Origin of the sequence: Ruegeria meonggei, from assembly GCF_900172215.1 — a bacterium.
In the GTDB taxonomy this organism is placed as follows: Bacteria; Pseudomonadota; Alphaproteobacteria; order Rhodobacterales; family Rhodobacteraceae; genus Ruegeria; species Ruegeria meonggei.
The window spans coordinates 164,683-177,626 of the sequence record NZ_FWFP01000005.1; the positions used below are offsets into that span (position 1 = coordinate 164,683).

10 protein-coding genes are annotated in these 12,944 nt (G+C 57.3%); 9 read left to right on the top strand and 1 reads right to left on the bottom strand.

Going from position 1 to position 12,944, the window contains the following annotated elements:
- Positions 1-88: 88 nt before the first annotated feature.
- Positions 89-2,806 carry a preprotein translocase subunit SecA gene (gene secA / locus RUM8411_RS09840; protein WP_085822765.1) on the bottom strand — a complete coding sequence of 906 codons (2,718 nt, stop codon included), beginning with the start codon at positions 2,804-2,806 and terminating at the stop codon, positions 89-91.
- A 176-nt stretch (positions 2,807-2,982) separates the two neighbouring features.
- Here secA and RUM8411_RS09845 point away from each other — a divergent pair, with 176 nt between their 5' ends.
- The 9 genes from RUM8411_RS09845 to RUM8411_RS09895 all read left to right on the top strand — a co-directional run bounded on the left by RUM8411_RS09845 (position 2,983) and on the right by RUM8411_RS09895 (position 12,907).
- Positions 2,983-3,831, top strand: a complete 849-nt coding sequence (locus tag RUM8411_RS09845; protein ID WP_085822522.1) for a peptidylprolyl isomerase — start codon at positions 2,983-2,985, stop codon at positions 3,829-3,831.
- A gap of 6 nt (positions 3,832-3,837) precedes the next feature.
- The gene (gene argJ / locus RUM8411_RS09850; protein WP_085822523.1) at positions 3,838-5,064 is read left to right on the top strand and encodes a bifunctional glutamate N-acetyltransferase/amino-acid acetyltransferase ArgJ; all 1,227 of its coding nucleotides are present in this window, start codon (positions 3,838-3,840) and stop codon (positions 5,062-5,064) included.
- 55 nt (positions 5,065-5,119) lie between these two features.
- Positions 5,120-5,518, top strand: a complete 399-nt coding sequence (locus tag RUM8411_RS09855) for a (deoxy)nucleoside triphosphate pyrophosphohydrolase (RefSeq protein ID WP_085822766.1) — start codon at positions 5,120-5,122, stop codon at positions 5,516-5,518.
- Between the two features lie 663 nt (positions 5,519-6,181).
- Complete coding sequence (locus tag RUM8411_RS09865) at positions 6,182-8,125, top strand: AMP-binding protein (RefSeq protein WP_200818565.1); 1,944 nt, start codon at positions 6,182-6,184, stop codon at positions 8,123-8,125.
- Positions 8,126-8,374: 249 nt separating this feature from the next.
- Positions 8,375-9,193, top strand: a complete 819-nt coding sequence (locus tag RUM8411_RS09875) for an ABC transporter ATP-binding protein (RefSeq protein WP_085822767.1) — start codon at positions 8,375-8,377, stop codon at positions 9,191-9,193.
- Positions 9,194-9,222: 29 nt separating this feature from the next.
- Positions 9,223-10,209 carry a branched-chain amino acid ABC transporter permease gene (locus tag RUM8411_RS09880; protein ID WP_085822527.1) on the top strand — a complete coding sequence of 329 codons (987 nt, stop codon included), beginning with the start codon at positions 9,223-9,225 and terminating at the stop codon, positions 10,207-10,209.
- A gap of 2 nt (positions 10,210-10,211) precedes the next feature.
- Entirely contained in the window at positions 10,212-10,469 is a 258-nt protein-coding gene (locus RUM8411_RS09885; protein ID WP_085822528.1) for a hypothetical protein, read from the top strand.
- A 3-nt stretch (positions 10,470-10,472) separates the two neighbouring features.
- Entirely contained in the window at positions 10,473-11,549 is a 1,077-nt protein-coding gene (locus tag RUM8411_RS09890) for a branched-chain amino acid ABC transporter permease (protein WP_085822529.1), read from the top strand.
- 74 nt (positions 11,550-11,623) lie between these two features.
- On the top strand, positions 11,624-12,907 hold the full coding sequence (locus RUM8411_RS09895) for an ABC transporter substrate-binding protein (RefSeq protein ID WP_085822530.1): 1,284 nt from the start codon (positions 11,624-11,626) through the stop codon (positions 12,905-12,907).
- The last annotated feature ends 37 nt before the right edge of the window (positions 12,908-12,944 follow it).

Here is a 12,944-nt window from a genome sequence, read left to right on the forward strand (position 1 = left end):
AGTTGAAGGAGCGAGTCGCACATTGTCCCTGAAACACGGCCAATATGTGGCCGTGCAGCGGACTCATTGTGTCTGAACTACGGTGACGTCAGGTCAGGCGGCCATGGCAATGTTTGAATTTCTTGCCGGATCCACAAGGGCATCTGTCGTTGCGTGACGGGTTGCCCCAGGTGGCTGGATCATCCTCGACAAAGCCGGGGCGCGGATCACCGGAGGCTTCAGCCTCGGCCACTGCTTCGGCCTGATTGGTGGCCTGTTCAACTGATTGTTGTGCCTGTGCACGCTGGGCAGCCATCTGTGCCAGCATTTCCTTTTGTTCTTCTTCGGTCAGCGGGCGGACGCGCGACAATTGCTGGGTCACGGTTTCACGCAGGCTGTCGAGCATGGATTCAAACAGCTGGAAGCTTTCGTTTTTGTATTCGTTCAGCGGATCGCGCTGGGCGTACCCACGGAAACCAACGACGGAACGCAGATGTTCCAGCGTCAGCAGGTGCTCGCGCCATTTGCCATCAATGGTCTGCAGCAGAACCTGCTTTTCGATGTTGCGCATGTTCTCGGGGCCAAAGGCCACGGCTTTCTGCGCCATCATCTCATCGGCCGCTTTCACCAGACGCTCGCGGACCTGTTCGTCATCCACGCCCTCTTCGGCGGCCCAGTCCTGAACCGGTGCGTCGATTGTCAGCTTGTCCTTGACCGCCTCGTGCAAACCATCGGTGTCCCATTGGTCGGCATAGGATTTCGGCGGCATGTGTTCGTCGATCAGGTCGTCGATCACCTGTTCGCGCATGTCCGAGACGATCTCGGACAGGTCGTCAGTCGACATGATCTCGCGCCGCTGGCTGAACACCACTTTCCGCTGATCATTCATCACGTCGTCGAATTTCAGAACGTTCTTACGCATGTCAAAGTTGCGACCTTCGACCTTGGATTGCGCGCGCTCCAGCGACTTGTTCACCCAAGGGTGGACGATGGCCTCACCTTCTTTCATGCCCAGGGTGGTCAGAACTTTGTCCAACCGTTCCGAGCCGAAGATGCGCATCAGGTCGTCTTCGAGGCTCAGGTAAAACACGGTGCGGCCCGGATCACCCTGACGGCCGGACCGGCCCCGCAGCTGGTTGTCGATACGGCGGCTCTCGTGCCGTTCGGACGCCATGACATACAGCCCACCGGCAGCCAGGACCTTTTCCTTTTCTTCGGCATGGCGCGCTTCTTCCGAGGCGCGCAGTTGGGCCGGGTCGGCCTCGGGGTTTTCGGCCAGCGCCTGCAGAACCTTCATTTCCACATTGCCGCCCAGCTGAATATCAGTACCGCGACCGGCCATGTTGGTGGCGATGGTCACCGCGCCATACCGACCGGCATCAGCGACGATCTGCGCCTCTTGCTCGTGCTGACGGGCGTTCAGAACGTTATGTTCGATACCTTCCTTGGTCAGCAACTGGCTGAGCAGTTCGGATTTCTCGATCGAGGTGGTGCCCAGCAGAACCGGTTGGCCCTTTGCCTGCGCTTCCTTGGTCTCTTCGATCATAGCGCCGTATTTTTCACCAGCGGTACGAAAGACCTGATCGTCTTCGTCCAGACGGGCAATCGGCTTGTTGGTCGGAACTTCAACCACGCCCAGACCGTAGATTTCGGCGAATTCCTCGGCCTCGGTCAGCGCGGTGCCGGTCATGCCGCCCAGCTTGTCATACAGGCGGAAATAGTTCTGGAAGGTCACGCTGGCCAGCGTCACGTTCTCGGGCTGGATCTGCACGCTTTCCTTGGCTTCGATGGCCTGATGCAGACCCTCGGACAGGCGGCGGCCAGGCATCATGCGGCCGGTAAACTCGTCGATCAGCACCACGTTGCCATCACGGACGATGTAATCTTTGTCGCGCGTGAACAGTTTATGCGCGCGCAGACCCTGGTTGACGTGATGCACCACTGTGGTGCTTTCGGGATCATACAGCGAATGTCCCTCGGGGATCAGGCCTGCAGCGATGAGCTGCTGTTCCAGAAACTCGTTGCCCTCATCGGTGAAGGTCACGCCGCGGGCTTTCTCGTCCAGCGTAAAGTGATCATCGCCCAGTGACGGGATCATTGCGTCAATCGCCGTATACAGGTCTGACCGATCTTCGGACGGCCCAGAGATGATCAGCGGCGTCCGTGCCTCATCAATTAGGATCGAGTCAACCTCGTCCACAATCGCGAAATTGTGGTGCTTTTGGTAGATCTCGGCCAGATCGGCCTTCATGTTGTCGCGCAGATAGTCAAAACCCAGCTCGTTATTGGTGGCATAGGTGATGTCGCAGCCATAGGCGGCTTTTTTCTCGGCATCAGGCTGGCCTGACCAAATCACGCCAGTGGTCATGCCGACAGATGCAAACACCTTGCCCATCCAGTCCGAGTCGCGCTTGGCTAGGTATTCGTTCACCGTTACCACATGCACGCCCTTGCCGGTCAGCGCGTTCAGATAGGCGGGGAAAGTGGCGACCAGGGTCTTGCCCTCACCGGTTTTCATTTCCGAGATGTTGCCTTGATGCAGGAACGCCCCACCCATCAGCTGCACGTCAAAGGCACGCAAACCCAGCGCGCGCTTGGCGCCTTCGCGAACGTTGGCAAAAGCTTCGGGCAGCAGGGCATCCAGGGCCTCGCCATCCAGTGCACGTTTGCGCAGCTCGGCGGTTTTTTCGATCAGGCCTTCATCCGACAGTTTTTCGAACTCCGGCTCCAGCGCGTTGATCTGTTCGACCAGCGGTCGGGTCGCCTTGATCTTGCGGTCGTTCGGTGTTCCGAACACCTTTTTGGCAAGCGTTCCGAGTCCCAGCATGTTCACTCCAGCGGATCTGTTCTTGTCTTGGTTGCGACAGGCTTGCCCACCTTGCGCGCAACCCATAGATACGGGGGGTGAAAGGCGGCCCTGTCCAAGGCTTCAAAGCGATGTAAGCGGCAGGTCCCAGAGTGTCAACGCCACGCCCTGTCGCGGCAAAGAAATAGGAAGATTCCATGCCCAAAGGCCTCACTTTTCTGCCAACGCTGGCGCTTGCCGCCGTGATGGCCCTGCCATTGGCTGCTGAAACCAAGCCCGACGCGTCGACCGTGGTGGCCCGTGTAAACGGCGATGAGATCACATTGGGTCACGTTATCGCCACAGTGGCGACCTTGCCGCCGCAATATCAGCAGGTCGAAGATGACGTTTTGTACGATTTCATCATCGAGCAGCTGATCCAGCAGCAATTGCTGGGGCAGGAACAGGACAATCTGACCAAGTTGAATGCGCTGGCGCTGGAAAACGAATCCCGTTCTTTGCGGGCCGTGCAGACAGTGAACGCGCTGGTCGGTGACGCCGTGACCGATGACGCCATTCAAGCAGCCTATGATGCACAGTTCGCCGAATTCCAGGGCGCGGATGAATACAACGCCAGCCACATTCTTGTGGAAAGCGAAGAAGAAGCAAACGAGATCAAGGCGCAGCTGGATGATGGTGCTGATTTCGCCGAGATGGCCAAAGAGAAATCGACCGGCCCATCGGGTCCCAATGGCGGTGAGCTGGGCTGGTTCGGCGCAGGCCGCATGGTGCCCGAGTTCGAGACCGCCGTTATCGGTCTGGAAAAGGATCAGGTGTCTGATCCGGTGAAAACACAGTTTGGCTGGCATGTGATCGTCCTGAACGACAAACGCAAAAGCGAAGCGCCTGCGCTGGACAGTGTGCGCGAAGAGCTGGCCCAGACCCTTCAGCAAGAGGCCATTCAGACCCGCATTGATGAGCTGACGCAACAGGCCCAGATCGAGCGCCCAGCACCCGAGGGCCTGACCCCGGACGTTGTGCGCCAGTTGGACCTGATTCAGGAGTAATCCCGCGTGGCGAAGATCACCAAAGTCTCACCGCTGGCGCCAGTGGCGTTTCCCGAATTGCCCGCGATTGACGGTGTGCGTTTTGCCACCGTCGAGGCGAGCGTGCGCTATCAGGGGCGCACCGATGTGATGCTGGCGGTGCTGGACCCCGGCACATCTGTGGCTGGGGTCTTTACCCGCTCGGCCACCCGTGCGGCCCCGGTACTGGACTGTCAGGACAAGGTCGGCGGGGCCAATGACGGGCCCGCGGCGATCCTTGTGAACTCGGGCAATGCCAACGCGTTCACCGGACATTACGGGCAAAGCTCAGTGACCGAACTAACGCAGGCCGTGGCAACAGCAACCGGTGTTGACGTCGGGCGCGTCTTTACCTCATCAACCGGGGTGATTGGCGAGCCTTTGCCGCATGAGCGTATCGTGGCCCAGCTTGAGGTGTTGAAATCGGGCCTCAGCCGTCATGCGATCGAAGACGCGGCGCGGGCGATCATGACCACGGACACCTTCCCGAAAGGGGCCAGCGCGCAGGTTGAGATTAACGGCAAAACAGTCTCTATCGCGGGGATTGCCAAAGGATCGGGCATGATCGCGCCGGATATGGCGACGATGCTGGTTTACATCTTCACCGACGCACAGGTCGCCCAACCCGCGTTGCAGGCCATGCTGGGCACACAAGCTGATCGGACGTTCAACTGCATCACCGTCGACAGCGACACGTCGACTTCGGACACGCTGCTTTTGTGTGCGACTGGGGCATCCGGCGTGGATGCCACCTGCAATGACGCGTTTGCCCGGGCGCTGGAAGGCGTGATGCTGGATTTGGCGCATCAGGTGGTGCGCGACGGCGAGGGTGCAACGAAATTCGTGGAAATCCGCGTGACTGGTGCAGTCTCAGATATTGACGCCAAGGTGCACGGTTTGGCTGTTGCCAATTCACCGCTGGTGAAAACGGCCATTGCCGGCGAGGATCCAAACTGGGGACGTGTGGTCATGGCTATTGGCAAATCCGGCGCCGCTGCAGATCGCGACCTGCTGAGTATTTCCTTCGGCGATATTCTTGTGGCCGAAAAAGGCTGGGTCAGCCCGGATTATCGCGAAGAAGACGCCGCTGCATATATGAAAGGCCAGGACCTGGTGATTGCAGTTGATCTGGGGCTGGGCGATGGAAAATCGACTGTCTGGACCTGCGATCTGACCCATGGGTATATCGAGATCAACGCGGATTATCGCTCGTGAAACTGAAACAACTCCGGCAAATGTGGAACCCGGTTTTGCGTCCGGGGTTGTGACCATGAAAACTGTATTAGTGTCTGCCGTCGCCCTGATCGATATCGAGGGCCGGGTGCTGTTGGCGCAGCGCCCCGAGGGCAAATCCATGGCTGGTCTGTGGGAATTTCCCGGCGGTAAAATCGAACCCGGCGAAACCCCCGAAGCCGCCCTGATCCGCGAGCTGGAAGAGGAGTTGGGCATCAACACCTGGGCCTCGTGCCTGGCGCCTCTGACCTTTGCCAGCCACAGCTATGACGATTTCCACCTGCTGATGCCACTGTTTGCCTGCCGAAAATGGGAAGGCATCCCGCAATCGCGCGAAGATCAGGCGTTGAAATGGGTGCGTGCGAATGAACTGCGTACCTACCCGATGCCAGCGGCGGATGTGCCTTTGATTCCGATTTTGAGGGATTGGTTGTAGGCAAAGACCTTTTTAAACGATTTTTGGAATTGGAAGGTTAGTTGAAGTGTCTACAATAATTTACGCTCTTCTGGTTGTGGTATTGGTCGGGATGTTCGTGACGTTCTATTGTTTCATCAAGTTTCTCGCTTCATTCACAAGCTTGATTTCTGCAACGAACCAATCCGTCACCGAGCAACCTTGGGATCAAGTACTGACGGGCGGTTTTCTGTCGATGTTTCGAGTTTTGCGCCACCAAGGTAATAACCATGCGCGGAACACGCTTTTAAAAAACACTGTGTTTTTCTTTGGGTCGTTCGCGCTGACAATGGGAGCAGCGCTGCTTTTGATCCAACTGAATTCCGAGCATTGTGCCATTCCTATGACAACAAAATCTTCGAACGGCGATGTAACGACAATCTGTGACCCATCGTAATAGAGCTCGTCGGGCTGATTGCGGTCGCATACAAACCAAAACTCCGCGCATCCAAAGCCCATTAGATCGTGTTACAATTCGTAAGAATTGAGAAAACATCAGGAAAAAGTTGACGCTGATCGTGCAACCGTCCCTTAATCGGGGCGCTGGCGTCCGGGGTTTGGCCTCGGGTCCGCCGTTTCCGGCCCGGGGAGGGCCGGATGGGGAGGAGAAAGAGATTGGCTCAGACGCAGTCGGGCGCTGAGGGGATGGTTTCCCTTCCGGCGCTGTTACATCGCAATGCGACGCAGTTCGGGAATGTCCCGGCCTATCGGGAAAAGGAATTTGGGATCTGGCAATGCTGGACCTGGGCCGAGGCAGCCGCGGAAATCCGTGCTATCGCGCTGGGATTTCTGGAGCTTGGCATCGAGAAGGGCGACCATATCGCTGTGATCGGCCGCAACCGCCCGGCGCATTACTGGTCAATGGTCGCTGCGCAAATGGTGGGCGCGGTGCCGGTGCCGCTTTATCAGGATTCCGTCGCCGAAGAGATGGCCTATGTGCTGGAACATTGCGGCGCGAAATACGTGGTCTGCGGCGATCAGGAGCAGGTCGACAAAGTCGTTGAAATTCAGGAAAACCTGCATCAGGTCAAACATATCCTCTATACCGACAAACGCGGGATGCGGAAGTACGACCATGCCCAGATGAACGCGCTGGACGACATCAAGGCCGAAGGCAGCGCTGGCCACGCACGTTTTGATGCGGAACTGGACAAGCGGATCGGCGCGCTGACTTACGACGACACCTGCGTGATGCTCTATACCTCGGGCACCACGGGCAAGCCAAAGGGCGTGGTGCTGTCGAACCGGAACGTGATCGAAAGCGCCAAAAACTCGGCCGAGTTTGATCACCTGACCCGGAATGAAGACATCCTTTCTTATCTGCCGATGGCCTGGGTCGGCGATTTTATCTTCTCCATCGGGCAAGCCTATTGGTGCGGGTTCTGCGTGAACTGCCCCGAAAGCGCCGACACGATGATGACCGACTTACGCGAAATCGGGCCTACTTATTTCTTTGCCCCGCCGCGGGTGTTCGAAACCCAGCTGACCAATGTGATGATCCGGATGGAGGATGCGGGCAAGCTGAAGCAGCGGATGTTTCATCACTTCATGGCGCATGCCAAGAAGGTTGGCGGGCAGCTGTTGGACGGCAAACCGGTGGGTTTTGGTGATCGTGTCAAATACGCGCTGGGCAATATGTTGGTTTACGGGCCGCTCAAGGACACGTTGGGCTATGGGCGGTTTCGCGTGGGTTATACAGCTGGTGAAGCGATCGGGCCGGAAATCTTTGATTTCTATCGCTCATTGGGCATCAACCTGAAGCAGCTTTATGGTCAGACCGAGGCGACGGTCTTTATCACCGTGCAGCCGGATGGCGAGGTGCGGGCCGATACGGTGGGCGTACCTGCGCCGGACGTTGAGCTGAAGATTGATGAGACGGGCGAGATTCACTATCGCTCGCCCGGCGTGTTTGTCGAGTATTTCAAGAACCCAGACTCCACCGCCTCGACCAAAGATGCCGAAGGCTGGGTGGCCACGGGGGATGCCGGGTTCATCGAGGAAAGCAGCGGCCATCTGCGGATCATCGACCGCGCCAAGGATGTGGGTAAAATGGCCGACGGGTCGATGTTTGCGCCGAAATATGTCGAGAACAAGCTGAAATTCTATCCCGATATTCTTGAGGTCGTGCTGTTCGGAAACGGCAAGGATCGCTGCGTGGCCTTCATCAATATCGACCTGACGGCAGTGGGCAACTGGGCCGAGCGCAACAACGTCGCCTATGGGTCCTATCAGGAACTGACAGCACATCCGCAAGTGTTAGAGACGATCAAATCCCATGTGGAAGAGGTCAACAAATCTGTCGCGGCTGATGAAATGTTGTCGGGTTGCCAGGTGCATCGCTTTGTGGTGTTGCACAAGGAACTGGACGCGGATGACGGGGAAATGACCCGGACACGGAAAGTGCGGCGCGGGTTCGTTGAAGAGAAATTCAGCGACATCATCGCGGCGCTCTATGACGGGTCTGAAACCGTCTCGACCACAACCGAAGTAACCTATGAGGATGGCCGTAAGGGATCGATCAGCGCGACGCTGAAGATCGTGGACGCGCCGGTTGTGGCGGCTGTGCAGCACAAGGTGGCGGCGGAATGACGATCTTGGTGCCGGTTTTGATAGTGGCATTGTCGATGGGTGCCGGCGCTGGAGCAGTTGTCTTTGTTTCAGAGCGACTTTCGAAGCGTGTTTCGTCTGTAGCTAGTGCCCTCATTGGATCAGCGGTCGGGGGTATGTGCGGGTTGGCCTATCCTGCGAAAGCTTTCGATGGCGGTGCGATCTACGGATATCTTGGCGCTGGCGTCCTGAGCTGTCTTTTTTTGAACCATGTTGTGAAGTGGGCAAATGATGCTGGATAATTCCGAAGGATATGTCACCGACGACGGCCGCAAGATCGGCGCTGTGGTGATGGAGATGAAGAACATCACCCTGCGCTTTGGCGGTGTGGTGGCGATAAAGGATATCTCGTTCGACATTCGCGAGGGTGAGATCCGGGCCATTATCGGCCCGAACGGCGCGGGGAAGTCCTCGATGCTGAACGTGATCTCGGGGTTTTATGTACCGCAAGAGGGCGAGGTCTGGTTCCACGGGGCCAAGCGACCACAGATGCGCCCGTTTGAAGTAGCCCAGCAGGGGATCGCGCGGACCTTCCAGAACATCGCCCTGTTCGAAGGTATGAGCGTGCTGGACAACGTCATGACCGGGCGGTTGAGCTTTATGAAAACCAACATTCTGCAGCAGGCGCTGTGGAAGGGTAAAGCCGAAGCCGAAGAGAATGAAAACCGCGAGGCGGTCGAAAAGATTATCGATTTCCTGGAAATCCAGCACATCCGCAAAACGCCGGTGTCCCGCCTGCCATACGGGTTGAAAAAGCGGGTCGAACTGGCCCGTGCCTTGGCGGCGGAACCCAAACTGTTGCTGCTGGACGAGCCGATGGCCGGCATGAACGTCGAAGAGAAAGAGGACATGAGCCGCTTTATCCTGGACGTGAATGATGAATTTGGCACCACCATCGCCCTGATCGAACACGATATGGGCGTTGTCATGGACCTGAGCGACCGCGTGGTGGTGATGGATTACGGCCGCAAGATCGGCGACGGCACACCCGATGAGGTACGCAACAACCAGGAAGTCATCGACGCCTATCTGGGGGTGAGCCATGACTGACCATCTGACAGACATGAGAGGGGGCGCACATGCCTGATCAGTTGATTTACGCGATGGAGGTCATCCTGAATGGCCTGATGGCCGGGGTGTTGTATGCGCTGGTCGCGCTGGGCTTTGTTCTGATTTACAAAGCCTCTGGGATTTTCAATTATGCCCAAGGGGTTATGGCCCTGTTCGCGGCGATGACACTGGTGGGGATCATGAACGGGCAGGTGCCGTTTTCCCATCTAATCAACGCGACCTTCGGGACGCATATCCACTATTTCGGTTGGAACGTACCTGCGCTGTTCGCCATCCTTTTGACCATGGCAGTGATGGTTCTGCTTGCCTGGGCCGTTCAGCGCTTTGTCATGCGCCATCTGGTAGGGCAAGAGCCGATTATCCTGTTCATGGCGACCATCGGTCTGGCCTATTTCCTTGAGGGCGTGGCCGACTTGATGTGGGGGTCTGAAATCAAAAAGCTGGATGTGGGTCTGCCGCAGGGTATCAACCTGTGGATCGACGAAAGCACGTTCAACATCTTTGGCTACGGTTTTTTCATCGACAATCTGGATGTTGTGGCGACGGTGATTGCGGCGCTGTTGGTGGCTGCTCTTGTTGCCTTTAGCCAGTACACCAAACAGGGCCGGGCAATGCGCGCGGTGGCCGACGACCATCAGGCGGCTTTGTCGGTGGGGATCTCGCTGAACTTCATCTGGATCATGGTCTGGTCGGTTGCGGGTTTTGTCGCGCTGGTCGCGGGCATCATGTGGGGCACCAAGTCGGGCGTGCAGTTTTCCCTGTCGCTGATCGCGCTCAAGGCGCTGCCGGTGCTGATGCTGGGCGGGTTCACCTCGATCCCCGGTGCCATTGTAGGTGGGCTGATCATCGGTGTGGGTGAGAAACTGTTTGAGTTTGCCATCGGCCCGCTGGTCGGCGGCGCGACCGAGAACTGGTTTGCTTATGTGCTGGCGCTGATCTTCCTGGTGTTCCGGCCGCAAGGCCTGTTCGGCGAAAAGATCATCGAGAGGGTGTAGCGATGTCAAAACTGATTGCCATCCTCAATGTGATCGCGTGGGCCGGATTCTGGGCCTTTGGCTATATCGCCCTGACCTCGGATGACCTGACCGAGGGCCAGTTGGTGATCGCAGCGATCCTGGCCTTTGCCGGGCTGGTTACGGGCATCATGGCCTACATGAAACTGGTGCGCACATCCGAGGCAAGCGGTTACGCCAAAGGGTCCAAACAACTGGACGCCGCGACCCGAAACAGAGCGCAGGAAGAATGGGGAAAGTAAGATATGTTTTATCGTGAGGCTGGAGATTTCAAAACCTCCTACACAGATGACAGCCAGACCTTCCCGATCAAGTTCGACCGGTATCGGTATTATGTGGTGCTGGCGGTGGGTTTTGGGATCATCCCTTTTATCATCAATGACTATTGGGCCAATGCGCTGCTGCTACCGTTCCTGATTTACGCTATCGCGGCGATCGGGTTGAACATTTTGGTGGGTTATTGCGGGCAGGTGTCGCTGGGCACGGGCGGGTTCATGGCCGTGGGGGCCTATGCTTGTTACAAACTAATGACCGCGTTCCCGGATGTCAGCATGTTTGTCCACGTGTTCCTTGCCGGAGGGGTCACGGCCATTGTTGGCGTATTGTTCGGCCTGCCATCTCTGCGGATCAAAGGGTTTTATCTGGCGGTGGCCACCCTGGCTGCACAGTTCTTTCTGGTCTGGCTGTTCAACAGGGTCCCATGGTTCTACAACTATTCCGCCTCGGGACAGATAAACGCGCCCGAGCGGGATGTATTCGGTATCATCATCACCGGACCAAACGCGCCAGCCTGGGCGACTTATTTGTTCTGCCTAATCTTCCTGGCCTTCTGCGCCATCATCGCACGCAACTTGACCCGCGGCACCACGGGGCGTTCCTGGATGGCGATCCGCGACATGGACATTGCGGCCGAGATTATCGGGGTAAACCCTCTCAAGGCCAAGCTGACAGCTTTTGCCGTCAGTTCTTTCTTTGTCGGTATCGCAGGGGCGCTGTTTTTTGCCGTGTACCTCGGTGCGGTCGAGGTTGGCGAAGTGTTCGGCATCCAGAAATCTTTCCTGGTGCTGTTCATGGTGATCATTGGCGGCCTGGGTTCGATTTTCGGATCCTTTGCGGGTGCTGCGTTTCTGGTGCTGCTGCCCGTCGTTCTCAAGGTGGTTGGTGTCGACGTGCTGGGCTGGCCCACGGATATCGTCGCCCATCTGCAACTGGTGATTGTCGGTGCGCTGATCATCATGTTCTTGATCCTCGAGCCGCACGGTCTGGCGCAGCTTTGGCGCGTGACCAAAGAGAAACTCAGACTCTGGCCATTCCCCCACTAGGGGGCTGGCCCAATCAAAAAACGGGTGGGAAAGCCCGAACACAACATCGGATTAATCAAGGGAGGAAACACCCGATGACAACAAAACTGGCAACCATGGCGCTGGGCGCCTTGATGGCCGCTGGGCCGGCACTGGCGGATCTGGTCATACCAGATCTGAGCTATCGTACCGGGCCTTATGCGGCTGGCGGCATCCCGTTCTCGGATGGATACAACGACTATTTCACCCTTCTGAACGAACGGGATGGTGGCATTGGCGGTGTTCCGGTCCGCATGGTCGAGTGCGAGACGGGCTATAACACTGAAAAAGGTGTGGAATGCTATGAATCCACCAAAGGCGAAGGCGCGTTAGTCTATCAACCGCTGTCGACCGGCATCACCTATCAGCTGATCCCAAAAGTGACCGCAGATGGCATCCCGTTGCACACGATGGGCTATGGTCGGACCTCGGCTAAAAACGGCGATGTGTTCAGCCATACGTTCAACTATCCCGCCAACTACTGGGATGGAGCTTCGGGCGCGATCAACTATCTGCTTGAGGAAAACGGTGGCGATCTGAGCGGTAAGAAAATCGCTTTGGTCTATCACAACTCGGCCTATGGCAAAGAACCGATCCGTACACTGGAAGAGCTGTCCAAGAAACACGGCTTTGAACTGGCGGCGTTGCCGGTGGATCATCCCGGTCAGGAACAAAAGTCCCAGTGGCTGCAGATCCGCCGTGACAAGCCGGATTATGTGCTGATGTGGGGCTGGGGTGTGATGAACCAGGTTGCTGTGCAAGAAGCCGCCAACATCCGTTTCCCGATGGAGAACTTCATCGGCATCTGGTGGTCGGGTTCGGAAAACGACGTGTTGCCAGCGGGCGAAGCCGCCAATGGCTACAAGGCGTTGACCTTCCACAATGTGGGCACGGATTTCCCGGTGTTTGACGACATCCAGAAATATGTCGTCGATACGGGCAAGGCTGCGGGTGCTGGCGATCAGGTGGGCACGGTTCTGTATAACCGTGGTCTTTATGCGGCGATGCTGGCGTCGGAAGCCGTCAAGAAAGCTCAGGAAATCTCGGGCAATGCCGACATTACCCCCGCAGAAATGCGTGATGGCATGGAAGCGCTGGAGATCACCGAAGCGAAGATGGTCGAACTGGGTCTGCCGAACTTCGGTCCAACCTTCTCGGTGTCGTGTGAAAACCACGGAGGTGATGCATTGGTTGGTGTGACCCAGTGGGACGCAGCCAACAAGACTTGGTCGCTGATCTCAGAGTTTAAAGCCACCGATGGCGACGTAATTGGTGCGCTGATCAACGAGGATTCCGCAGCCTATGCGGCGGAAAACAACATCGAATCGCGCTGCAACTAAGGCGCTTTTGACACGCGGGGCGGCGGTTGGCCGCCGT